The following is a 22,775-nucleotide window of genomic DNA, read 5'->3' as shown; positions in this document are numbered from 1 at the left end:
CTCACCGGCGTCCGGTGTCCCCTACGAGAAGGAGTGCACGCCGAAGTCGGTCACCCGGACGAAGCCGAGCCGCTGGTAGAGCGCGTTACTGGTCGGGTTGGCCGGGTCCGTGAACAGGACGACCTCCCGCGCGCCCGCCGCGCGTGCCGCCCGGCTCGCAGCGACCGTCACGGCCGCCGCGTAGCCCCGGCCCCGCAGGTCGGCCGGGGTGTAGACCGGGTCCACCCGCACCATGCCGCCGATCAGATCGGTCGCCGCGGCGAGCGAGACGGGCGTACCGTCCCCGCGCTCCCAGAAGGTGAAGTTCCGGTCCCCGAACCGGGAGTCGTCCCAGGTGCCGCCGTCCGGCGCCGGACTCTCCCCGACGGCCGCACAGAACCCCTGGCACCAGCGGATCAGCTCCTCCCGGTCCGCCGCGCCCGCCTGGCGCGCCCGCCCCTCGGGGAACGGCTCCGGCGGGGTCAGGGTGCCCAGGTGGTAGAGGTGCAGCCGCTGCTTGAACTCCGTCGTCGCGCCCGTATGCCGCCGCCACGCGTCGGCGAAGACGGCCCCGGTGTCGAACTCCCCGCTGAACCCGGTGAGCCGCTCCCCGCGCCCGGCCAGATACGCGGCGAGCCCGTCCGCCTCCCCGGCGGTCAGCGCGGTGGTACTGAGCATCCGCGACGCCCGCCGCGAAAAGGTGGCCCGCACCTCCCCGTCCCGCTCCAGCCGCCCGAACACGGTGGGTTCGGCGCCGGCGGGCCCGTCCGCGCCGCGCTTCTGGAGCCGGTCGGCCAGATAGAGCTGCATGGTGTGCTGGACGGGCCGCGAACGCAGGAAGTCTCCGGCGTGGGCGAGATGGTCATCGACATCGTGGGTGAGGTGCCAGGTATCCGGGAGCATGCCTCATGATCGCCGACGGGGGCTGGGGTGGGGAGTGGCCGGGACCCGTGCCTGTCGCGACGCCAGGTCCTAGAAGCCGGAGACCCGCACGATCGTCACCGTCACCACGCTGGGGCTGACCTCGTAGCGGACGACGGCGATGCTCCCGATCGGCGCGTCCCGCCGGTCCCGGCTGCCCAGGACCGCGCTGGATCCACAGCCGTACGGGTCGTGGGCGATGGCCATGATGCCCGCGTCGAACGCCTTGCGGGCGGCGGCCGGGAGGGCGTTCCGGGCAGCTTGAGCGGGATCGGCGTAGGCGACGCGGTAGCTCATCCAGCGCTCCGGTACTCGTCGTCGCCGAGCTCGTCGGCGAAGGTCACGCCGGAGAAGTCACCCGCGCGAACACGGGCGAGAAGGGCCTCCTCGGCGTCGTCGTGCTCGGTGGGGATGGTCATCGCCCAGCGGACCAGGGTGAACGGCAGCTGGTCAGCCGCCGCGCTCTCGATCTCGGCGGTGAACTGCGCCCGCAACTCGTCGGGCAGGGCCTCGCGGACCTGGCGAATGGTGGCTGGCACCTGTATGGGTCCGCCGGTCATATGCATGGTCAGGTAGTGCTCTGATGCCGTCATGCTCTTCCTCCCGTGGGGGCGGACCGGTCCTCAGGCAGCATAGGAGGGCGACATACGGGGGGCGCTTCTCTCCGGCCCGCGCGTGGGAGCGAGTACAGAAGGCCGGTGCGCCCCCGGGCGCCCCTGCCCTCCTGGGTGGGTTCAGCGCAGCTCCAGCACCATGACGTCATGGAGGTCGGCCCCGGCCCAGGGGCGGGACTCACCGACCTTGCGATAGCCCCAGGCGCGGTAGGCGGCGACAGCGGCGGCATTGTCCTGGTGAACATTGAGGAGAGCGCGTTCCGCGCCGTTCCCCTGGAACAGGGCCGCGTGCAGCCGCCGGGCCACACCCCGCCGCCGCCAGGGCGCGCGTACGGCCAGCTCCATCACCCCGAAGGTCCGGCGGCCGTCCTCCCGGCGCATAGCGGCGGCGACGGGAACGGTCAGGTGGTCCCACCACACCGCGTCGTGGCCGAGGGCGCGCCCATAGGCCATGCCCACCGGTTCACCGTCCGCGCCCCTCGCCACCGCACCGGCGAAGCTGTCCGCACGGCACTGCGCCCGGAACCGCCGGAAGCTGACCGCGACCTCCTCCTCCCCCTCCTCGTACGGCGGTTCGGCGAACACTTCGGCATAGACCCGGCGGAAATCCCCCTCGGCCCCGACGGCGGCCGGGCCGTCGAGCCGTTCGATCGTGACTTCGGTGGACAGGCCCATGGCTTCCCCTCCCGGTGCGGCCTCTCACTCCATGCCTGACCGTACGGGGCCCTGAGCCTGTCCACCGGGTTACGCGGTGTTCCCCAGACTCTGCCGGAGCTAGGCCGCCACCAGCCGTGAGCGTTCGCTGAAGTCGCTGACGAGGGGATGGGCCCCGAAGGGAATCATGCGCTGGCGTACGTCGCGTACGGCGTCGTGGCACCGGGAGGAGCGGACCTTGCGGGCCAGCGCCAGGGTCTTGAGCCCGGCCGCGTGGCCGTGCTCCAGATCGCCCTTCTGGAGGTGAGCGGCGGCGAGGGCCGCCTGGGACATGGCTCCACGCCGGGAGCGCTGCTGGGTCCGCGCGTGGGCGATGGACTGGCGGGCGTGTTCGGCGGCGTGCTCGGGCTGCTTGAGGTCCCGGAACGCGTTGGCGTGCTCACCGTGCAGATAGGCGGCGTCGATGAACTTCGCCCACTCCGGCTCCCTGGCTGGTTCCACCTGCCCGAAGACCCGTTCGGACGAGGAGACGGCGAGGGCGGCGCCCTTCGCGTCACCGAGGACGGCGAGCGCACGGGCCTCCAGCGCCCACAGATCGGCGAGACAAGCCCTGGCATCGGCGTCACGCACCCCCTGCCGCGCGGCCTGCGCCAGCCGCCGCCCCTCCTCCGGCCTGCCGACCAAGGTCGCCTGATCGGCCATCCCGGCCAGGACATGCGCACCGAGCGGCACATCCCGTGACTCCTCCGCGAGGCGCAGCGCCTGGATGAGATAGCGCTGGGCGGTCCCGTGCTCGCCGTTGTCGAAGGCCATCCAGCCCAGCAGATACGTCTGCTCGGCCGCCGCCCCGCACAGCGCCCGCCGCACCTGCTCGGAGTGGGTCCGGCGCAGCAGGGGGTACACCTGCGCGTTCATATAGGAGGTGAGCAGGAGCCGCCCGGCGCCCCCGCCCTGCATCACATCGATCTCCTGGAAGACCCCGAACATGTTCCGGACACTTGTCACGTCCTCCAGCCTCACCCGCGTGCCACGTTGGGCGGGCTGGTCCTGGTCCAGCGCGTTGAGCAGCCAGTCACGCGAAGGGCCGGTGCCAGCAGCCGCCGCGAATGGTGTCGCGGCCAGAAACTTCCTGCGATCCACGTCCGCTCTCCCTAGCTCGGTCACCGATTCAACCGTCTCGCGGAACGATGAGCTGTAGATCAGTGATCGGTCAAGGTCGGGGGTGTTTCCCAGCCCAATGTCATACGTGGTCACCCGGCGCCCGCAATGTTCCGAGAAAACATCAGCGATGATCTTCGGCAGAGGATCGCGTGGCTTTCCTCCCGCCAGCCACCTGCGCACACTGCTCGCATCCGGATTGATGTGCAGAAGCCCGTACATCCGACCCCGAGCGGTCACTCGACGAGCCAACTCCCCCTTACTCATGCCCGATCGCTCGAACGCATCGAGGAAGAGTTCGTTTCCTGATCCCTCATGTTCGACCACTGATCACCACACCCTTCCATTGAGGTTCAAGTGCCAGGGTTTGCCACGGTTCTGGACACTACTCGCCCTCTGCCTCGCGCGGTTGCCTAGAGAGCAACCGGAAGTCTGGAAGGAGTGGCGAGTGAAGGGTTTCGGATCTACAAAGAAGAAAACTCGGGGCTCGGTTAAAAGGGGCCGGGTATTCGAGAGTGAGCAGGAAGTTGCACCTGCCTCCCTGCTCAGCAGCCTGCCAGATGATGTCCCCGAGCGTTGGGCAGGGCTACTCGCTCCCCGTGGTCGCCTTCAAGCCGGGTGTGGCTCAGGGCTGGTATTCGTAGCCGATGGTGATGCGGGGTGGCAGGCACCATTCCCCGTACTCGATGATTCCGTCGGTGTCGGACCAGCGGTGGACTCCGGCGAGGATGGTGGAGCCCACGCGCACCCCGAGCGCGCTGGCTTCGCGGGCGCTGGCTTCGCGGGCGTGCATGTCGTCGCGGGCGTGGGTGATCGTGCGTCCGGTGGCTTCCAGTACGCGGGCGGACAGGCCGTGGTTCTTGCCCGGCGCGGTGCTCAGGAGATCGGGTACCAGGGCCGCGAACTGGGCCGGGTACCAGGTCGTGGCGAACATCGTCCGGGCCTGTCCGCGACCGGCCAGCCATTCCCTCCGGACGATCTGGTCGCCCGGGTCGAGGTCGAACAGCTCGGCCACATACAGGGGCGGGACGATCAGTTCGGCCACCGTCACCCGGCTGGTCTCACCGTCCGCGAGGGTGGACTTCACCCGTTGGACCTGGGTCAGGCGGTCCCGCCCGGACAGTGTCCAGTGGCCGTCATCGGTCACGAATGTGCCGCGCGGAGTGGTCCGGATGTAGTTCTCCACCTGGAGCGCCTGCAACGCGCGGGAGACGGTCGCCGCCGCGACCTGCCACTGCCCGCTGATCTCCCGGTTCGTGGGAAGCCGTGAGCCGGGCGCGAGTTCACCGGACAGTATGCGGTCCCGGAAATGGTCGGCGATCTTTGTGAATGTCTTCTGGCTCGGCATATACCAGCCCTCCACAGGGAGTTGCACCGCGCGGTCGGCAAGCACACTAGTGCACTCGAATCCGTAGCGTGAGCACTTCGGCCACTCCAATACTGCACTAGAGCACTCGCTCTTGGTTGAGCGAGTGAGCAATCCCTGATGGGTGACGATGCGCCATGAAAAATCTGAAAATCACCTCGGATGATCGAGGTGAACATCTGTCGAGTGCCCAGCCGCAGCAGACTGGCACGGACAGCGAGTTACTGGTGAGGCGGGCCGGTGACGAGGAGTCGCCGTTGCTGCGGTCGTTGCGGGCGCGGGTGCGGGAGATCAACGCGGAGCACGCGCACTGGCGGCTGACGTCGTGATGCGGTTATGGCTCTGGTTCACCCTCGCGCTGGGTGCCGCTGAGCAGAGGCTGGGGCTCGGGTTCGAGCTGTTGCGGCTGCGGTGGGACGCGGACTGTGTCGATGAGTGGAGCCGGGACCTGGAGGCTCAGGCCCATCAGGCACGGCTTGATGCCGAGTTGGAGCGGCTACTCCGAGTCGAGCCCGCGCCCGATGAAGGCGAGTCGACGTGAATGGCCCGCCTGTCGCGTATCTGTGTCACGTCATCGCCGAGGGCCCGGTCCACGGGTCAGACGAGATCGTTCCGTTCGTCCTCGGCACTCTGCGGACCCGCTCGCAGGACATCGCCCTGACCTGGCTGCGGATGCAGGCGTTGCGGCTGGCCGACGGGCTGGACCCCGACCCGGACCGCGCCCCCTGGGCCAGCCGTTGCGAACAGGTCCCCGTGCCCGACGCTCCGACGGAGATACGGGTGTGGGCCACCGACCCCGCCGAGGACCACGCCGCCCGTACCCGGCTCGACCACGGCGTCGCCGTGTCCGTCGTCATCCCGGACGGGCCCGACCGCTACACCCTCGCGATCAGCCCCCGCCCCGCCCGGGTCCTCTACATCCGCCCCTTCTTCCACCTGAACCGCACCACCAGGAGATAACCCGTGCCCCGTACCGGACGCGACCACGTCCACACCGACAAGACCACCGTCATCGCCCGCTACTGCGAAGGCGCCTCCATCAAAGCCCTCGCCGCCGAGTACGGCGTAAGCGACGCCTGGATGAAGAAGCAGCTCACCACCTGGGGGCTCCCCGTACGCGGCGTACGCGAAGCCCGCCTCCTCCGCGCCCGAGCCAACGACCCGATCACGACCGAACAACAGCCCCCCACCTGCCCGACCTGCGACGCCCTGGTGGCCGCCGAACGCCACGCCCGCGTCGCCTACAACCACTCCGCCGCCACCGACGCCCGCGTTCTCCTCCGTCGCCATATGGACACCGACCACAGGCCCCTCAGCCCTTAGCCACCCGCTTCCGCCCGTTCACCCTCGCCTGTGGGGACCGCGCGCCCAGGGCTTCCACCGCCTCGCACCACACATCGAGGTCCGGTGTCGCGGTCAGGGTGTCGGAGCGGGCGCGGGCGCGGCGGGAGGCGCGGTGCCAGGTTTTGTCGTCGCGGAGGGCGGCGAGGGCGTGGATCCAGGCGTTCAGGTCGTCGCGGTAGGCGAAGATGCCCGCCTCGCCGAGGGATTCGACCAGGCCGGGGGTGGGGTGGGCGATCACCGGGATGCCGGAGGCGAAGGCTTCGACCGCGACCCGGCCCCAGGACTCGTACAGGCTGGGCATCAGCATCACCCGGGAGCGGGCGTAGACATGGGCGCGCATCTCGTGGCCGGGGACGCTGGGGAGGACTTCGCAGTTGGGGAGGCGGGGCGGGGGCGTGATCTGGTGGCCGTAGGCGCCCCGGACGCCCAGGAACTTCCACTCCGGGGTCCACGCGGCGATCTGCCAGAAGAGTTCGCCGCCCTTGTCGGGGTTGAGGTTGACCAGGGTGGCGCAGTCGCCGGGGGTGGTGCGGTATTCGCGGGCGATCACGGGTGGGCGGACCACGATCGTCCGCCGGGGCAGGAACTCGGGTGGGTAGCGGGCGTAGAAGATCTCCCCGTCGCGCCGGATCCACTCGCTGTTGTAGACGACGAGGTCGGCACCGGCGGCGTGGTGGAAGCTGGTGGCGAAGTTGTCGTGGCACAGGACGACGACGGGGACGCGCCGGGCCCGCGCGAGCCCGGTCACCAGGGGCACGTTCTCGAAGTGGGAGAGCAGGACGTCCGCGCGGGCCGCTTTCGCGGCGAAGTCGATGCCCTGCTGGTAGGGGATGACGCGGACGCCGTCGATCTCGTACGCCGTGTCGGTCTCCCCGGGGTGGGAGAGCCAGACCGTCACCCGGTGGCCGCGTTCGGTCAGCGGGCGGAGCATCGAGTGGAGCATCCATTCGGAGCCCGCGTTGTGGGCCGGGGGATAGCCGTAGACCCGGGCCGCGATGGACAGAGGCCGTGCGGTCGGTGGCGTGGCGGTGCGGGGTAGCGCTGGGCCCACGTAGGGGTCCTTCCTTCGGTACGGGAACGAGGGCCGGGCCCCGGCGCGCGGGGCCCGGCGGCGCTACTGCACGTGGATCGTCGTGGACGCGGACCTCTCGTCACCGACCTGGAAGGTCAGGGAGGTGGGGCCGGTGCGGGCGCCCGCGTCGGCCAGGACCGGGAGGAAGAGCGTGGCCGTCGAGCCGAGGCCGTTCAGTTGCAGGTCGACGTCCTCGAAGGTGAGGGTGTTCCCGCTGAGCCGTCCGTAGACGTGGTACTGCTCGTCCAGGGCCCGCATCACGGTGAGCTGGTAGCGGCTGCCGTCCTGGCCGAACCGCAGGCCGGCGCCGTCCGGGAGGGTGATGGTGATCTTCTCGCGCGGGACCGTGCCGCCGTCGTTGGCCGTGACCCGTACGCCCGGGTAGCCGGGCGCGCCGCCGCGTGTGAGCGTCACCGCGTCGCCGCCCGGTACGACGGTGAAGGGGGCCGTCTGCTTGTGGCAGCGCACATCGGCGAGCAGCGGCCCGAAGTGCGAGCGCTGCTGGCAGTAGAACATCAGGGTCACCCGGTGTTCCAGCGCGGTGAAGGTGAAGCTGTGGTCCCGCCAGTGGGCCAGCTCCCGGCCGTACTTCGCCACCTCGTTCTTCCACTGGGTGGTGTACGCGAGCGGCTCGCCGGTCCGGAAGAAGAGGCTGCGGTCGCCGTACGCGTACTCCTGGCTGTTGTCGACGCTGACCGAGACGCCCATCTGGGGCCAGCTCGGGTCCGGGGCGTTGCCCGCCGAGGTGTTGGTGCCCAGCTTGAACGAGACGACGTAGGTGGCGCCGGTCTCCACATCGAGGTCCTGGCTGGCGAAGGCGGTGAAGTCGCCGATCGCGTAGCCGTGCATATGGAGCGCGTTGCCCTGGTCGAGCGTGAGATCGGCCTGGGTGCCCTCCCAGACGTTGAGGACCCAGCCCGACGCGTAGGAGCTGGGCAGGGAGGTGACCGTCCAGTGGGGGATGACGAGGTTGTCGTAGCGCGCGACGAAGTTGCCGCCCTGCCAGGTGTTGCCGCCGCCGCTCGCCATGCTGTTGAACCCGTGGGGGCTGAACTCGGTGAACCGCCCGTTCTTCACGAGGTTCGCCGGACCGCTCTCCTCCACACCCGTGGGGGCGGTGGTGCTCGTCTGGTCGTCCGTCACAGCGGTCGTCCTTTCGCTCCAGGGCGCGGGCGCCCCGTCCGGGTGGGACGCGGCGGCTCCGGGCGGCGCCGGGTTGTGAACCAGGGCGGTGCGGCGGCTCCGGCGCCGCGCGCCGCACCTCCGGGGAGGCGGGCCGGGACGGCACCGTGATGCTCGTGCGGGGAGCTGGGCGGGGGTACGCGCACCTGTCCGTGAGGGACGGGCGGTGCTCGGCCACCGCCATCCGGCAGCGACCCGAGAGCCACCGACTGGGGTACATGTCATCTAAAACGGTGATCTGGCCCGCGTGGCACCGGACAAGCCTGCACCGCGCGAGTGCCCTGCGGAAGAGGCGTGCGGGGAGGGAGGCGCGTCTCCCTGCCATCGGGCCGCATCCGTTTATCGCCACAGCCGTATCAATCCGCACCAGGGGCACCATAGGAGGGCGCTTTCGTTTTCTCGTGCGCCCCACAACACTCCACAAAGCGCCAGCCGTCACCCCAGTTCCCCGCGATGAGCCATTCCACAATGGCTGGGACCTGTTGTAGGGGCTCGGGCGTCCAGGGCCCGGCCCCGGTTCAGGGCCCGGCCCCGGTTCAGGGCCCGGCCCCGGTTCAGGGCCACGCCCGTCGGGGCCGGGGCCGGGGCCGGGCTGTCGGGTCCCGTGTCGCGCCACCCGGTCCCGTACCGCGCCCCCGGTCCCGCACCGTCCCGCACCCTCCCGCACCCTCCCGCACCGTCCCGAACGCACCCCATCGCGCCACATATCTGACGACTCCTGCCGGAGTCCTCGGCTCCCCTGGTACTCCCTCCCCGGCCTCGCCATCATGGCGTCGTTGTCATCCGTCGCTCCCGTCACACAGACCACCCAGGCTTACGTACGGCGTAGGCGCGCGGGAGCCCGGACCGTCAGCGCGGGAGGGGAGGGACCGTGGCCGTGGACGCTCCTCCCGTACGCCGGGGAGGGACCCACCATGAGTACGCCCACGACAGCGCAGCCGCTGCCGTCCATCACCTACAACAGCCTGGACGCCGATCCGGCGGACCGCTTCGGCTACTGGTGCGATCTGATGGGCAGCACCCACGCGCCACTGGAACTGCGCAGTGAGCACGCGGACGACTTCCGGGTGCGCCAGCAGGTCATCAGCCTCGGTGACGTGGTGGTGTGGCCCATCGCGTTCCCGGCCGTCACGATGCGGCGCACCCCACGGCTCATCCGGCAGTCCGACCCCGAGAGCTACCACCTGACGCTGATGCTGCGCGGGCACGGTGTGGTGACCCGGCGGGACCACGAGGTCCACTACGACCCCGGGCACTTCCACTCCCAGGACACCTCGCGCCCCCTCGACATCCAGGCCAGCTCGGCCCGGGGACGGCTGCTGACGATCGGGATCGAGGTGCCCAAGCCGGCCCTGCCGCTGCCCCGGCGGCTCGCGGACCGGGCCATCGGGCTGCCCATGCCGGACGGCCACGGCGTCGGCGCGCTGATGGCCCAGTTCCTGCGGCAGTTCGTACGGAACCGTGCCGAGTACCGCGCCACCGACGCGCCCCGGCTGGGCGCGGTGGCCACGGATCTGATGGCGGCGGTCTTCGCCCGCGCGGTGGAGGCCGAGAACGCCCTGCCGCCGCACACCCGCCACTCCACGACACTGCTGCGGATCAAGGCGTTCATCCAGCGCAACCTGGCCGACCCCGCTCTGACCCCGGCCGCCGTCGCCGCCGCCCACCACATCTCCACCGGGCATCTGCACCGGCTCTTCCGCGCGGAGGGCATCACCGTGGGGGCGCTGATCCGCCGTTCCCGGCTGGAGCGGGCCCGTGCCGAACTCGCCGATCCGCTCTGGGCGGGGGAGCACATCCACACCATCGCGGCGCGCTGGGGCATGGCGGCGGCGGAGTTCAGCCGGGCCTTCCGGGCGGTGTACGGGATGACCCCGAGCGAGTACCGCCATCAGCGGGCGGCGGGCCGGGCCCGGTGACCGGACGGGTTCCGGTGGCGGGACCGTTCCCGGTGACCCTCCCGGTGGCCGGACCAACCCTCCCGGTGGCGGGTCACCGAGCCGCAAGGGCACGGGGTCACCGAGCCACAAGGATCGTGTCACCCAGTGCTAAGGACAGCCCCCCGCTCCCTCGGCCACCCTGGAGGCACCGGGGGAATACGGGCGGGGCGTCGATCAGGGTCCCACCTGCCTGACAGCCATGGCGTCCCGCCTGCCCGCCCCTCACCCCACTCCCGTATCACCGGACCCACCGGCCTGGGCCCGGCGATGTGGCCGGGGGTGGGGTGCCAGGGGCGGGGGCAGAGGCCAGGGACGCGGCCCGGGGGGAATGTCCTGGATGGGTAATGGGAACCCGTTAGTCCGCTTCTCCGTCTCCTCCCCTGTGAAGACCCCGCAGCTCCTGACCCTCACCGCCACCGCCACCGCGCTCGGCCTCACCGTCGCCGCCGCGCCCGCCGTGGTCGCCGCGCCCGCCACTCCGCAGACAGCACAGACGGCACAGACGGCACAGACCCCGCAGACGTTCACGACGGCCCCGGCGCCGAAGACGTCCAGCGCGCCCCGGAGCACCGCCCTACGCACCGACCGCGCCACCCTCACCAGTTACCGCCTCGCCCCCGGTCTGCTGAAGATCACCCCCGACCCCAAGGGCGGCAACCCCACCCAGGTCCACGGGCTGCTCGGGATGCCCCGGGGCAAGGGCCCCCACCCCGTGGCCGTCGTCCTCCACGGCGCCCATCACAACTGCGTCACCACAGGCAAGGACCCCTACATCTCCCCCAGGGCCGTCACCACGACCTGGCCGCTGGTGTGTGCCAGGCCGGGGAAGCCGGAGCGGGGGCTCGGCCCCGACTATCTGCGGCAGAACATGGGGCTCTCGCACACCGTCGAGACCCTCGCCCGCAAGGGCTTCGCGGCCGTCGCCATCGACGTCGTGTCGCCCGAGATCTGGTGGGGCGGGGAGACCGACGCGGAGAAGGGCTACACCCAGCTCGTCGACGCCCACCTCAGGCTGCTCCGGGATCTGAACAAGGGCGTGAACCACGGACTCGCGGTCAGCGGGCTCACGGGCCGTATCGACACCTCGCGCGTCGGTCTCGTCGGCCACAGCCGGGGCGGTGGCTATGTCCTCTCCCCGAAGGCCGCCCAGCGGGCCGGGCTCTTCGGGGCGGTCGCCATCCAGCCGCTGGAGAACGCGGACAAGGCCACCCACAAAGTGCCCGTCCTCAACATCCGGGGCGCGTGTGACGAGGACGTCCTGCCGGACGCGGGCCTCGGCACCATGAAGAAGCTCGCCGCCTCGCGCTCCACCACGGTCGCCGCCGACGTCCTGCTCGCGGGCACCGGCCACCGTATGGTCAACAGCAACCTCGCCGCCACCGACCCCGGCGGCACCATCGGTGGCTGCAAGGCCGCCAAGGTCGCCAGCCCGGCCGCCGCCCGCGCCCAGGTCGCCCAGCTCACGGCGGACTTCCTGCACCAGGCGCTGCGGAAGGCGCCCTCGTACCGCCTTCCCGCGCTCACGGGGCTCGCTCCGAAGGGCGGCAATCTGCGCAAGGGCGGCCCGGCGGTCACCTTCCGCGACACTCCGCGCGCCACGCTCACCGATCCCCGGACGGTGCGGGAGATCACCTCGAAGGAGCGGATCCTGCCCGCGATCCCCAAGGGGCTGAAGATCGCGAAGCGCCCGGACGCGGGTATCTGACACGGGTACCTGATGGGGGTGTCTCGCGCGAGTGTCTGACGCGGATGCCTGAGGGGGCGCGTACGAGCGGGCTGCGGGCGTGACGGGGTCCCGTACGTACGGGGACGGGGTCACGTCGGTACGGGCCCCTCTACGGGACCCCGCCCGCGTGCGTCGGTCCCGCACCCAGATGAGCCCCCCGGCCACCCTCCGTCATGAATTTTGGCGATAAGCCAGACATGGGAAATCATCGAAGACATCCCCATGCGAAGCAGGAGCCGCCCCCATGAGTCAGCCGTCGAACCCGTGCGCCCCGGAGCGCGCGCCCCACGACGGCGGATCCCCGGCGGCCGGCGCGAGCGGTGAGAGCGGCGTCAGCGCCGAGCGCGGTGCGGGCGGTGAGCTGCGGCGCGGGCTCGGGCGGCGGCAGATGGCGCTGCTCGGGCTCGGCTCCGCGCTCGGCACCGGGCTCTTCCTGGGCGCGGGCTCGGCGATCTCCGTCGCCGGTCCCGGTGTCCTGATCGCCTACGCGGCGGGCGCGCTGATCGCGCTCACCGTGGCCTTCGCGCTCGGCGAGATGGTCAGCGCGCTGCCGGTGCGCGGCTCCTTCGGGGCGCTGGCCGGGCGCTATCTCGGGCCGTTCGCCGGGTTCTCGGTCCGCTGGATCTACTGGCTCGCGGTGATCGTCGGCATTGGCAGCGAGATGGTCGCCGCCGCGATCTATCTGCGGTTCTGGTGGCCCGAGGTGCCGCTGTGGCTGGCGGTGCTGGTCTTCGCGGCGGCCGTGACCGGCGTCAACGCGGTCGGGGTGAAGAACTTCGGCTCCACCGAGTCCGTACTCAGCGCGATCAAGGCGTTCGCGGTGGTCGCCTTTATCGTCATCGGGGTCGTACTGATCGTCTTCGGGCTCCCGGACCGGCCCGCGACCGGTGTCGCGAACTGGACCGCCCACGGCGGCTTCATCCCCGAGGGCACCCTCGCGATCTGGCTGGTCATGTCGATCGTGCTGTTCAGCTTCGCCGGGATCGAACTGGTCGCGATCTCCGCCCCCGAGGCCAAGGAGCCCGGCCCGTCCCTGCGCACGGCGCTGCGCTCGCTGGTGCTGCGGCTCTCGCTCTTCTACCTCGGTGCCATCGCGGTGATGCTGGCCGTGATGCCCTGGCCCAAGCTGGCCGGGGGCCACTCCACCGAGACCAGCCCCTTCGTGACGATGTTCGACGCGGCCGGGATCCCGGCCGCCGCCACCGTCACCAATCTGATCGTCCTGATCACCGCGCTCTCCGCCGCCAACGCCAACCTCTACGCGGCGGGCCGCATGCTCCACTCCCTGGGCTCCGACGGTCAGGCCCCACGCGCCCTCGGTGCCACCACCGGCCAGGGCGTCCCGCGCCGCGCGGTCCTCGTCTCGGCCGTCGGCTTCCTGGTCACGGCGGGGCTGACGGCCCTCTTCGGCTCGCGGGTCTTCTCGGTGCTGCTGGCGCTCGGCACCTTCGGGATCGTCGCGGTCTGGATCATCATCCTGGCCACCCTGCTCGCCTTCCGCCGCGACGCGCACCGCCCGCCGTCCACGCTGTATCTGCGGGGCGGGCGGCTGACCCCGCTGCTGGGGATCGCGGCGCTGCTGTCGGTGTACGCGACGGGCCTGTACGTGCCGGAGATGCGCATGGCGTGTTACGTCGGTATCCCGGCCGCGCTGGTCCTGGCCGGGGCGTACGCGGTACTGGTCCGGCGCCGGGCACCGCGAGCGGACTGAGCCGCGCCCCGACGCCGGACCCCGAGCCGTCGGGGCCAGGCGGATCCCGTCAGCACCATGAGGACCGTCGTACCCGGGGTCAGGCGGATCCCGTCAGCACCATGAGGACCGCCGTACCCGGGGTCAGGCTGATCCCGTCAGCACCACGGGAACCATGCGCACCTCGTGATCGGTTCTCCGTACAACCCTGCGGCGCGCGGGGACGCCACGCCCGTGGAACCCGCGCCCGACGCGGTGGCCACGGGGGCGCGGAGAACCACGGAAACGAGGTCAGCACGCCTATGCCGACGACGGTCACACCCCGCGACCCCTCCCTCACCGCCCGGAGGGCCGCCCACGCCACGGCCGCCACCTCCCTGGCCCTGCTCAGCGACCAGCGGATCGCGGAACTCCTCGACTCGGCCGCGCCCCTCGGCTCCGGCATCGGCGGGACGTCCGCCCTGCTGGACGTCGACGGCACTCCGGTCTTCGTCAAACGCGTCCCCCTCACCGACCGGGAACTCCGCCCCGAGCACCTGCGGTCCACCGCCAACCTCCACGACCTGCCCGTCTTCTGCCAGTACGGCATGGGCAGCCCCGGCAGCCCCGGCGTCGGCGCGTGGCGTGAGCTGGCCGCGCACACCATGGCCACCCACTGGGCGCTGGCGGGGGAGTACGAGGGCTTTCCGCTGATGTACCACTGGCGTGTGGTGCCGGACCCGGCGCCGTCGCTCCCGGAGGAACTCCAGGACGTGGACGCGGCCGTGGCCTACTGGGGCGGCGGCGCGGGGGTGCGCGAGCGGATCGAGGGAGTGCGGGACTCGACGGCGAGCCTCGCGCTGTTCCTGGAGTACCTCCCGTACGACCTGCACACCTGGCTCACCGAGCGGACCGGGGCCGGGACGGCGGGCGCGGACGGCGCGTACGCCCTCGTGGAACGCGAGCTGGCCGCCGCTGCCGCCTTTATGCGTGAGCGGGGGCTGATCCACTTCGACGCCCACTTCGGGAACCTCCTCACCGACGGCCACCGGCTCTACGTCGCCGACTTCGGCCTCGCGCTCTCCTCCCGCTTCGACCTCTCCCCGGCCGAGCGCTCCTTCTTCGCCCACCACGCCACGTACGACCGCTCCTACACCGCCGGTTACCTGGTGAACTGGCTGGTCACCACGGTCTACGGCCACCAGCGCGCGGAACGCGAGGCGCTGATCCGCGCCTGTGCCGCGGGCGCGCCGCTCCCCGAGGGCACCCCGCCGGGAGCGGCGTCGATCATCACGCGGCACGCGCCGCTGACGGCGGTGGTGACGGACTTCCATATGCGGCTGATGGAGCAGAGCCGGGAGACGGCGTATCCGGCGGAGGAGATCGGACGGCTGCTGGCCGGCCTCTGAGGCGGGGTCCGCCGGAGCGGCGGGGTCGTGAGCGGGGGCCCATGCGCGGCGGGGCCCATGCGCGAGGTGCCATGTGCGAGGCGCCATGGCGTCACCCGGCGCCGGGGTGGCACAGCATGGCGCCACATGGCACTCCATGACGCCGCATGGCGCCACGCGGAGCCTCCTGGCGGGCGTGGTGCCACAATGACACGGTCTGGCGCATGACATTTCCACAGGTCAGAGCCATTGCTGCCAGGTGTGCCACCACTGCGGCGCCATAGGGCTTGCGTATGGCGCCATAGTGGTGCCATGATTGCGGCATGGACCTCACCCCGTATGTCGACACACTCCGCCGCGAACTCGCGGTGGCCGCCGAAGCCGGCGGGGAAGACGCCCGTGAGCTGGCCGAGCGACTCCTCGCTCCGCTGGAGTCGGCCACCCGGCTGACGCTCCTCAACGTGCTCTCCGCCGCGATGGACGAGATCACCCGTGACCTCGCCCCCGGCTCCGTCGACGTACGGCTGCGGGGGCTCGACCCCGACTTCGTCGTGACCCGGCCGGCCGCCGACGCCGCCGCCCTCGTGGAGCGGGCCGCCGCGCCCGCCGAACCGGTCGCGGCACCGGCGTACGCCGACGGGGACGAGGGCGGCACCGCCCGCGTCAACCTGCGACTGCCCGCGCACCTCAAGGCCCGCGCCGAGGAGGTCGCGAACCGCGAGGGCCTCTCGGTCAACGCGTGGCTGGTGCGGACCGTATCGGCCGCCGTCGACGGCGGCACCCGGCCGCGGGCCACGAGCCCGACCCACACCGTCGGGCAGAGCATCACCGGCTGGGCGCGCTAGAGCGCGCCCGCCCGCACCACTTCCCTTTTCATCACGTCCCACCAGCGGGGACGCCCTGAAGACCCAAGAGGACGGGACAGCCATGCCTTCTTTCGACACCCCCGAAGCGATCTCGGTCACCGCTCGTGTGGAGGCCGGTTCCATCCGGTTCGCCGCGGACAAGCGCCTCGACACCCAGGTCGACGTCAAGCCCCGCGACCCGGGCAAGGAGCTGGATGTGCGGACCGCCGAGCAGACCGAGGTCGGCTACGCGAACGGCGTCCTGACCGTACGGACGCCCAAGCCCAATCTGTTCGGCCGCACCGGCATCGTCGATGTGACGGTGGAACTGCCCACCGGCTCGCGCGTCGACATGACCGGCGCCTGGGCCCAGGTGCTCGGTGAGGGGCGGCTCGGCGAGACCCGGGTGAAGACCTCCTCCGGTGATGTCCGCCTGGACGAGACCGGCCCGCTGACGCTGACCGCGACGCACGGCTCGATCACCGTGGACCGGGTGGCGGGCCCGGCCGAGATCACCACCAGCTCCGGCAGCCTGCGGGTCGGGCTCATCGACGGGACCGGCACCCTGAAGAACTCGCACGGGACGACGACCGTCGGCGCCGCGACCGGTGCGCTGCGGGTGCGCGGCGCCCTCGGCGACATCGAGGTCCGGCGCGCGGAGGACTCGCTCGACATCACCGCCACCCACGGCACCGTGCGGGTGGGCGAGGTGGCCCGGGGCACGGTCGAGCTGGAGACCAACTTCGGCGCCATCGAGGTCGGTGTCCGCGAGGGCACGGCCGCCTGGCTCGACGTCAACTCCGGCTCCGCGCAGGTGCGGAACTCGCTCACGGCGTCCGAGGCCCCGGGGGAGGCCGAGGAGACGGTCAAGATCCGCGCCCGTACCCGGCACGGCAACATCGACATCCTCCGCGCCCGGGTCTGAGCCCGCGCGGCTCCCCGGACCCCGCGCGGCTCCCCGGACCCCGCGCGGCTCCCCGGACCCCGCGCGGGCCTCGAACCCCGCGCCCGGGCCCGCCCCGATCCCCGGCGGGCCGGGCCCCCGCCTCACTGGTGCCCGCCCCCGGCGGACGGGCCCACCGCGCCCCACCCCCCCAGTCTCGTCAGCCCTCGAACGGGAGGACCCCATGTCTTCTTCTGTCATGCCCATGTCCAGTCGCGAGAGCGGCCCGCAGTCGCCCGCCGCCGTCTCCGCCACCGGTCTGCGCAAGTCGTACGGTGACAAGACCGTGCTCGACGGCATCGACCTGCACATCCCGGCCGGATCGGTCTTCGCGCTGCTCGGCCCCAACGGCGCGGGCAAGACCACCACCGTGCAGATCCTCTCCACCCTGATCTCCGCCGACGGCGGGCGGGCCCATGTCGCGGGCCATGACGTCGCCGCCTCGCCGCACGGGGTGCGCGCCGCGATCGGGGTCACCGGACAGTTCTCCGCCGTCGACGGGCTGATCACCGGCGAGGAGAACATGCTGCTGATGGCGGATCTCCACCATCTGTCCAAGGGCGACGGGCGGCGGGTCACCGCCGAACTGCTGGAGCGGTTCGACCTCGTCGACGCCGCCAAGAAGCCCGCCCAGAGCTACTCCGGCGGGATGCGGCGCCGTCTCGACATCGCCATGACCCTCGTCGGCGGCCCGCGGATCATCTTCCTGGACGAGCCGACCACCGGTCTCGACCCGCGCAGCCGCCACAACATGTGGCAGATCATCCGCGAGCTGGTCTCCGACGGCGTCACCGTCTTCCTCACCACCCAGTACCTGGAGGAGGCCGACCAGCTCGCCGACCGTATCGCGGTGCTGAACGGCGGCAAGATCGCCGCCGAGGGCACCGCCGAGGAGCTGAAGCGGCTGATCCCCGGGGGCCATATCCGGCTCCGCTTCAGCGACCCGGCCGCGTACCAGCGCGCCACCGGCACCCTGCGCGAGGCCGCCCGGGACGACGAGGCGCTGGCGCTCCAGATTCCCAGCGACGGAAGTCAGCGCGAGCTGCGCTCCATCCTCGACTGGCTGGACTCGGCCGGGATCGAGGCCGACGAACTCACCGTCCACACACCCGACTTGGACGATGTGTTCTTCGCCCTGACCGGCAACACCGTGCCGCAGCAGCCCGGCCGATCCCAGTAACCCCGCTCCGCCGCTCCCCCGCCCCGCCAGCCCACTCAGCCGAAGGATGTCGCCCGATGAGCTCCCTCTCCCTCGCCCTACGTGACTCGTCCACGATGCTGCGGCGCAACCTGCTGCGCGCCCGCCGCTACCCGTCCATGACCCTGAACCTGCTGCTGACCCCGATCGTCCTGCTGCTGCTGTTCGTCTACATCTTCGGCGACGTGATGAGCGGGGGTCTGGGCGGCGGCGCCGACCGCACCGACTACGTCGCGTATCTGCTGCCGGGTCTGGTGCTGATGACCATCGGGAGCACCGTGATCGGCACCGCCGTATCCGTCTCCAACGACATGACCGAGGGCATCATCGCCCGCTTTCGCACCATGGCGATCCACCGCGGCTCCGTCCTCATCGGGCATGTCATCGGCAGTGTGCTCCAGGCGGTCGTCAGCGTGGTCCTCGTCGGAGCCGTCGGTGTGGCCATCGGCTTCCGCGCCACGGACGCCACGCCGCTGGAGTGGGTCGCGGCGTTCGGGCTGCTCGCGCTGTTCGCCCTGGCGCTGACCTGGATCGCGGTCGGGATGGGCATGGTCAGCCCGAACGCGGAGGCCGCCAGCAACAACGCGCTGCCGCTGATCTTCCTGCCGCTGGTCTCCAGCACCTTCGTCCCGATCGACGCGATGCCGGGCTGGTTCCAGCCGGTCGCCGAGTACCAGCCGTTCACCCCGGCCATCGAGACCCTGCGCGGGCTGCTGCTCGGCACCGAGATCGGCCACAACGGATGGCTGGCCGTGGCCTGGTGCCTGGCCCTGACGGTGCTCGGCTACCGCTGGTCGAAGGCGGTGTACAACCGCGACCCGAAGTGACCGCGATCCGCACTCCGTACCGCACTGCACTCCGCCCGGGGGCGGCGTCACTCCGACATCAGGTCGGTGGGCGCCGCCCCGGCGTCGTTCCGCGCCGACCCGGGCCGTTCCACCCCTGGACTTGTCGATTATCGATATGGTCCTCTACTCTCGGACCTATCGAAAAACGATAAGCATGCAGGGGGACAACATGCGACTGACGACGACTCTCGCCTCGGTGACCTTCGCCCTGGCCGTGATCTGCGGGCTCGCCTTCGCCGGCAAGGGGATCACGCACCTGCTCGACGACGGCGCGGTCTGCGTCCAGACAGACTTCTGGGGCAACTCCGCCTTCGCGGACGATCTGCCGATAGCCAAGGGCGTGGAAGCGTCCAGCAGCGCCACCCGGCTCTGCCAGGAGAACCCCACCGGAGCCCAGCGCGCCGCCGGTCTGGGCGGCGAACTGCCCTGGCTGCTCTTCGGCTCCCTCGCGCTGCTGCTCTTCTCCCAGCTGCTGAAGTCCGTGGTGGCGCGAGGGCCGTTCACCGAAGAGGTGGCCCGGCGGCTCTCCGCCCTCGGCTGGCTGGTCGCCATCGGCACCCCGCTGGCCGGGCTCTTCGTCGGCTGGTCGAACTCCTGGCTGGCCGAGAGCATGGCCCCCGTCACGGGTTCCGGCCCCGAGGTCGACGGGCCGATGGTGCTGGTCCTCGCCGGCCTCACCGCGTTGATCATGGGGAAGATCATGCGCGAGGGTGTGCGGATGCGAGAGGACCTGGAAGGAACGATCTGACATGCCCGAGGAGGAGCCCCATGCCATCCGGATCCATCTCGACCGGGTCCTCGCCGAACGCGGCATGACCCTCACCGAACTCTCCGCACAGGTGGGCATCACGGTGGTCAACCTGTCCGTGCTCAAGAACGGACGCGCGAAGGCGATCCGCTTCTCGACCCTGTCACGGCTCTGCGAGGTACTCCGGTGCCAGCCGGGCGACCTGATCACCCACGACGACACGGCTTAGCACCGTCCGGCGGCCTACTCCCAGGTCGCCGTGGAGGGATCGATCCCATGAGCCCGCGCGCTGGCGTCGACGCACCGGCGGAACCACCCGGCGAGACCGGCCCGGACGCCGTCGTAGTGGGCGGCGAAGCCCGGATCGGTCTCGTACCGGCGGGCGAGACAGACCTGCATCCGCCGGGTCAGCGGAAAGTACGCGGCGAAGACCGCGCGGTGCCGCTCGACCAGACGGTCGGCCTCCGGGCTGCCCGGGGCGACACCGGCCGCCATCGCCTGCCCCAGCTCACGGTCGAGCGCGGCCACCGCGTCGGAGACGGCCCGCCACTCCTCCGGGCCACGGGCGGCGGAACGTTCGGCGAACTGGCGCCACTGCTCGGTCTCCCCGTAGCGCTGCCGCGCCTGGGCGGACCAGTCCGGATCCCAGTCCGGCCCGAAGACCGAGCTCTGCTGCTCGGCGGTGAGCAGCACGCCGCGCTCATGGGCGTCGATCATCCGGTCAAGACCGTCCCCGAGCCGCTGGAGCCGCTCGATCCGCTCAGCGACCTGGGCGCGCTGCGCCCGCAGGGCACCGGGCACGTCCGCCGCCGATCCATCCAGGACGTCCCGGATCCGGTCCAGCCCCAGACCGATCTCCCGGTAGACCACGACACGGTGGAGACGCTCCAGATCACCGGTGGTGTAGAGCCGGTACCCGGCGGCCGTCCGCAGCGACGGCCGCGCCAGCCCGACCGCGTCCCAGTGATGCAGCGCCCGGACCGTCACCCCCAGCCGCGCCGCGACCTGCCCGACGGTCAGGCCGTCGGCGGAGTCCTCAGGCGGGTACTCCGGCGTCGCCGGGCGGGGTGATCCCGATGGCCGCAAGGTTCCGTGCCTCCTGACTCTCCGGATCGAAGGGCTTCGCGGCGGTGACGACGATCCGTACGTTCTCCGGCGTGATCACCTCGACATCGCGGGTGTTCCAGGGAGTATCCCTCGGCCCCCGCACCGAGTCGGGCCGCAGCGCCCGGCAGTTCTCCACCAGGGCGTCCACCTGATCCAGCACACACGAGAAGCTGAAGCTCATCCCCGGCACCTCCGCCGCCCCCCGCTCCGCCGCAACGCCTTCCGCCGCAACGCCTTCCGCCGGAACCAGGAGGACATCCTGGAACGCCCACCGCCGCAGATGCACCAGCCTCCCGGGAACCCCGAACAACTCGAAGAACCCGAGCCCCCGCACCCAGAAGTCCACCGACGCCGCCAGATCGTCCGTCGGGATCGTCACGAACGCGGGCATCCCATAGATCCCCCGGAACAGCTCCGGCGCCACGGCGTCCGGCCCGGGAGGCGGCACGGGACTCATCTCGAACGCGTCGTAGTAGTCGCTCATGGGCCTCACCTTCCGGCCTGACGCAACGTGAGGGTCAAGCCGGATGTCGCCCGGAGCGCTCATACGGAGGTGGTGGGCGTTTCCGACCTCGTGTCTGTATGTGCACGGCTGGTGGGCACCTAGCCTGGTGACACCCTGACAGACGTGGGATATGGGGTCGCCATGGTGACGTACGTCGTCGGTTCACGCGCCAGCAATCTCGCGAAGGCGCAGGTCCGCGAGTATCTGCGGCCCCTGCGCGACCGTTTTCCGGAGACCGTTTTCACCCACCGGGTGATCCTGGAGGGCGGTGACCGGGACCGTTCCTCCGCCCTGCGGAGCGTCTCGCTGGCCCATGGCGGGTCGGCGTTCAGCAGTGAGCAGGAGGCCGCGCTCGTCCGGGGCGAGGTGGACGTGGTGGTCCACTCCCTGAAGGACCTGCCGACGGCGAACCCGCCGGGCCTGACGGTGCTGGCCCCTCCGGGCCGCGAGGACGTACGGGACGCCCTGTGCGGGTCCACCCTGGCCGGGCTGCGCAAGGGAGCCCGCGTCGGTACGGGAGCGCCGCGCCGGGTGGCGCAGCTCCTGGCGGTCCGCCCGGACCTGGAGATCGTCCCGATCCGGGGCAATGTTCCGCCGCGCCTGCGCAAGCGGGAGACGATGGGCCTGGACGCCGTGGTCCTCGCGGTCGCGGGCCTGCGCCGCCTCGGCCTCGATGACGCGATCGACGAGCTGCTCCCGCTGGACCTGTTCCCCCCGAGCCCCGGCCAGGGCGCCCTCGGCATCCAGGTCCGCACCGATGACGCCTCCGCGCCGCTGCGCCGGATCCTGTCCACAGCCGGGGACCGGGATGTGGACGCCTCCGTCCGCGCGGAACGGGCGCTCCTCGCCGAACTCCACGGCGGGTGCAGCGTCCCGGTGGGCGCCCACGCTCAGGTGACCCGGAGCGCGAACCTGACCCTGACGGGCCAGGTCACCTCGCTGGACGGCACCCAACGCGTCACCGCGACCGCCTCAGGCCCGGTGACCGAACCGGAGAAGCTGGGCGCGGCCGTGGCCCGAGAGCTGATCGGGCAGGGGGCACACGGAATTCTGGACGCGGTGCGGGGTGTGAGCGCCGACAGGCCCTAAGGGCTGAGGGGCCGGTGGTCGGGGCTGTGCTGCTGGTGTCGGTGGAGGAGGACGCGGGCGTCGGTGGCGGCGGAGTGGTCGTGGGCGGTGCGGGCTTCGTGTTCGGCGGTGACGAGGTCGTCGCAGGTCTCGCAGGTGGGGGGCTGTTGTTCGGTCATGAGGGGGTCCTGGGTTCGGGCGCGGAGGATACGGGCTTCGCGGACGCCGCGTACCGGCAGTCCCCAGGTGGTGAGCTGTTTCTTCATCCAGGCATCACTGACGTGGTACTCGGCGGCGAGGGATTTGATGGATTCGCCTTCGCAGTAGCGGGCGATGACGGTCGTCTTGTCGGTGTGGACGTGGTCGCGTCCGGTACGGGGCATGGCTCATCTCCTCGTGGGGTGGAGGTGGAAGAAGGGGCGGATGTAGAGGACCCGGGCGGGGCGGGGGCTGATCGCGAGGGTGTAGCGGTCGGGCCCGTCCGGGATGACGACGGAGAC

The 22,775-nt window shown here is 71.3% G+C and carries 26 protein-coding genes; 15 read left to right on the top strand and 11 right to left on the bottom strand.

Annotated elements, in window-relative coordinates:
- Positions 1-21: 21 nt before the first annotated feature.
- From ACFVIM_RS12665 to ACFVIM_RS12640, 6 genes are all read right to left on the bottom strand, one after another.
- Complete coding sequence (locus ACFVIM_RS12665; RefSeq protein ID WP_384300696.1) at positions 22-882, bottom strand: GNAT family N-acetyltransferase; 861 nt, start codon at positions 880-882, stop codon at positions 22-24.
- Positions 883-951: 69 nt separating this feature from the next.
- The gene (locus ACFVIM_RS12660; protein WP_384300695.1) at positions 952-1,197 is read right to left on the bottom strand and encodes a hypothetical protein; all 246 of its coding nucleotides are present in this window, start codon (positions 1,195-1,197) and stop codon (positions 952-954) included.
- Positions 1,194-1,493: a hypothetical protein gene (locus tag ACFVIM_RS12655; RefSeq protein WP_384300694.1), complete on the bottom strand. Its 300-nt coding sequence runs from the start codon at positions 1,491-1,493 to the stop codon at positions 1,194-1,196. Before ACFVIM_RS12655 ends, ACFVIM_RS12660 begins: the two co-directional genes overlap by 4 nt.
- A gap of 141 nt (positions 1,494-1,634) precedes the next feature.
- Positions 1,635-2,189 carry a GNAT family N-acetyltransferase gene (locus tag ACFVIM_RS12650; RefSeq protein ID WP_384300693.1) on the bottom strand — a complete coding sequence of 185 codons (555 nt, stop codon included), beginning with the start codon at positions 2,187-2,189 and terminating at the stop codon, positions 1,635-1,637.
- Between the two features lie 99 nt (positions 2,190-2,288).
- Complete coding sequence (locus tag ACFVIM_RS12645; RefSeq protein ID WP_384300692.1) at positions 2,289-3,308, bottom strand: transcriptional regulator; 1,020 nt, start codon at positions 3,306-3,308, stop codon at positions 2,289-2,291.
- A 643-nt stretch (positions 3,309-3,951) separates the two neighbouring features.
- Positions 3,952-4,674 (bottom strand): GntR family transcriptional regulator, encoded by a 723-nt coding sequence (locus ACFVIM_RS12640; RefSeq protein WP_384300691.1) that lies wholly within the window; start codon positions 4,672-4,674, stop codon positions 3,952-3,954.
- Positions 4,675-4,829: 155 nt separating this feature from the next.
- Here ACFVIM_RS12640 and ACFVIM_RS12635 point away from each other — a divergent pair, with 155 nt between their 5' ends.
- Genes ACFVIM_RS12635 through ACFVIM_RS12620 form a run of 4 tightly spaced genes read left to right on the top strand, consistent with a single transcriptional unit; the run spans position 4,830 to position 6,015 of the window.
- On the top strand, positions 4,830-5,021 hold the full coding sequence (locus ACFVIM_RS12635) for a hypothetical protein (protein ID WP_384300690.1): 192 nt from the start codon (positions 4,830-4,832) through the stop codon (positions 5,019-5,021).
- Complete coding sequence (locus ACFVIM_RS12630; RefSeq protein WP_384300689.1) at positions 5,021-5,233, top strand: hypothetical protein; 213 nt, start codon at positions 5,021-5,023, stop codon at positions 5,231-5,233. The genes ACFVIM_RS12635 and ACFVIM_RS12630 overlap by 1 nt, the downstream gene beginning before the upstream one ends.
- Positions 5,230-5,652: a hypothetical protein gene (locus tag ACFVIM_RS12625; RefSeq protein WP_384300688.1), complete on the top strand. Its 423-nt coding sequence runs from the start codon at positions 5,230-5,232 to the stop codon at positions 5,650-5,652. The genes ACFVIM_RS12630 and ACFVIM_RS12625 overlap by 4 nt, the downstream gene beginning before the upstream one ends.
- 3 nt (positions 5,653-5,655) lie before the next feature.
- Positions 5,656-6,015, top strand: coding sequence for a hypothetical protein (locus tag ACFVIM_RS12620; protein WP_384300687.1), 360 nt, complete (start codon positions 5,656-5,658; stop codon positions 6,013-6,015).
- On the opposite strand, the gene ACFVIM_RS12615 is transcribed toward ACFVIM_RS12620, so the two are convergent.
- Positions 6,005-7,087, bottom strand: coding sequence for a glycosyltransferase family 4 protein (locus ACFVIM_RS12615; protein ID WP_384300686.1), 1,083 nt, complete (start codon positions 7,085-7,087; stop codon positions 6,005-6,007). The genes ACFVIM_RS12620 and ACFVIM_RS12615 overlap by 11 nt on opposite strands.
- A gap of 63 nt (positions 7,088-7,150) precedes the next feature.
- Positions 7,151-8,251 (bottom strand): hypothetical protein, encoded by a 1,101-nt coding sequence (locus ACFVIM_RS12610; RefSeq protein WP_384300685.1) that lies wholly within the window; start codon positions 8,249-8,251, stop codon positions 7,151-7,153.
- A 953-nt stretch (positions 8,252-9,204) separates the two neighbouring features.
- Between ACFVIM_RS12610 and ACFVIM_RS12605 the strand changes: the two genes are divergently transcribed.
- The 10 genes from ACFVIM_RS12605 to ACFVIM_RS12560 all read left to right on the top strand — a co-directional run bounded on the left by ACFVIM_RS12605 (position 9,205) and on the right by ACFVIM_RS12560 (position 19,824).
- Complete coding sequence (locus ACFVIM_RS12605; RefSeq protein WP_384300684.1) at positions 9,205-10,209, top strand: helix-turn-helix domain-containing protein; 1,005 nt, start codon at positions 9,205-9,207, stop codon at positions 10,207-10,209.
- A gap of 358 nt (positions 10,210-10,567) precedes the next feature.
- The gene (locus ACFVIM_RS12600) at positions 10,568-11,935 is read left to right on the top strand and encodes a dienelactone hydrolase family protein (RefSeq protein WP_384300683.1); all 1,368 of its coding nucleotides are present in this window, start codon (positions 10,568-10,570) and stop codon (positions 11,933-11,935) included.
- Positions 11,936-12,200: 265 nt separating this feature from the next.
- A complete protein-coding gene (locus ACFVIM_RS12595; protein ID WP_384300682.1) occupies positions 12,201-13,667 on the top strand; it encodes an amino acid permease in 1,467 nt (488 codons plus the stop codon).
- 281 nt (positions 13,668-13,948) lie between these two features.
- Positions 13,949-15,034, top strand: a complete 1,086-nt coding sequence (locus tag ACFVIM_RS12590) for a protein kinase family protein (protein ID WP_384300681.1) — start codon at positions 13,949-13,951, stop codon at positions 15,032-15,034.
- 302 nt (positions 15,035-15,336) lie between these two features.
- A complete protein-coding gene (locus tag ACFVIM_RS12585) occupies positions 15,337-15,858 on the top strand; it encodes a hypothetical protein (RefSeq protein ID WP_384300680.1) in 522 nt (173 codons plus the stop codon).
- 82 nt (positions 15,859-15,940) lie between these two features.
- Complete coding sequence (locus ACFVIM_RS12580; protein WP_384300679.1) at positions 15,941-16,783, top strand: DUF4097 domain-containing protein; 843 nt, start codon at positions 15,941-15,943, stop codon at positions 16,781-16,783.
- A 202-nt stretch (positions 16,784-16,985) separates the two neighbouring features.
- Positions 16,986-17,981, top strand: coding sequence for an ATP-binding cassette domain-containing protein (locus ACFVIM_RS12575; RefSeq protein ID WP_384300678.1), 996 nt, complete (start codon positions 16,986-16,988; stop codon positions 17,979-17,981).
- Positions 17,982-18,037: 56 nt separating this feature from the next.
- Positions 18,038-18,826 (top strand): ABC transporter permease, encoded by a 789-nt coding sequence (locus ACFVIM_RS12570; protein WP_384300677.1) that lies wholly within the window; start codon positions 18,038-18,040, stop codon positions 18,824-18,826.
- Between the two features lie 175 nt (positions 18,827-19,001).
- Positions 19,002-19,595, top strand: coding sequence for a DUF2975 domain-containing protein (locus tag ACFVIM_RS12565; protein ID WP_384300676.1), 594 nt, complete (start codon positions 19,002-19,004; stop codon positions 19,593-19,595).
- 1 nt (position 19,596) lies between these two features.
- Positions 19,597-19,824, top strand: a complete 228-nt coding sequence (locus ACFVIM_RS12560; protein WP_384300675.1) for a helix-turn-helix domain-containing protein — start codon at positions 19,597-19,599, stop codon at positions 19,822-19,824.
- 14 nt (positions 19,825-19,838) lie between these two features.
- Here ACFVIM_RS12560 and ACFVIM_RS12555 read toward each other — a convergent pair whose 3' ends face one another.
- Together ACFVIM_RS12555 and ACFVIM_RS12550 are read right to left on the bottom strand one after the other, a co-directional pair.
- Entirely contained in the window at positions 19,839-20,681 is an 843-nt protein-coding gene (locus ACFVIM_RS12555; protein ID WP_384300674.1) for a MerR family transcriptional regulator, read from the bottom strand.
- On the bottom strand, positions 20,632-21,186 hold the full coding sequence (locus ACFVIM_RS12550) for a VOC family protein (RefSeq protein ID WP_384300673.1): 555 nt from the start codon (positions 21,184-21,186) through the stop codon (positions 20,632-20,634). The genes ACFVIM_RS12555 and ACFVIM_RS12550 overlap by 50 nt, the downstream gene beginning before the upstream one ends.
- A gap of 162 nt (positions 21,187-21,348) precedes the next feature.
- Here ACFVIM_RS12550 and hemC point away from each other — a divergent pair, with 162 nt between their 5' ends.
- Entirely contained in the window at positions 21,349-22,296 is a 948-nt protein-coding gene (gene hemC / locus ACFVIM_RS12545; RefSeq protein ID WP_384300698.1) for a hydroxymethylbilane synthase, read from the top strand.
- Here the strand turns inward: hemC and ACFVIM_RS12540 are convergent.
- The gene (locus ACFVIM_RS12540) at positions 22,293-22,658 is read right to left on the bottom strand and encodes a hypothetical protein (protein ID WP_384300672.1); all 366 of its coding nucleotides are present in this window, start codon (positions 22,656-22,658) and stop codon (positions 22,293-22,295) included. The genes hemC and ACFVIM_RS12540 overlap by 4 nt on opposite strands.
- Positions 22,659-22,775: the final 117 nt, after the last annotated feature.

Source organism: Streptomyces sp. NPDC057638, from assembly GCF_042800315.1.
Taxonomy (GTDB): Bacteria; Actinomycetota; Actinomycetes; order Streptomycetales; family Streptomycetaceae; genus Streptomyces.
The sequence above is the reverse complement of the archived record's forward strand: the minus strand, read 5'-3'. Positions and strand labels throughout refer to the sequence as shown.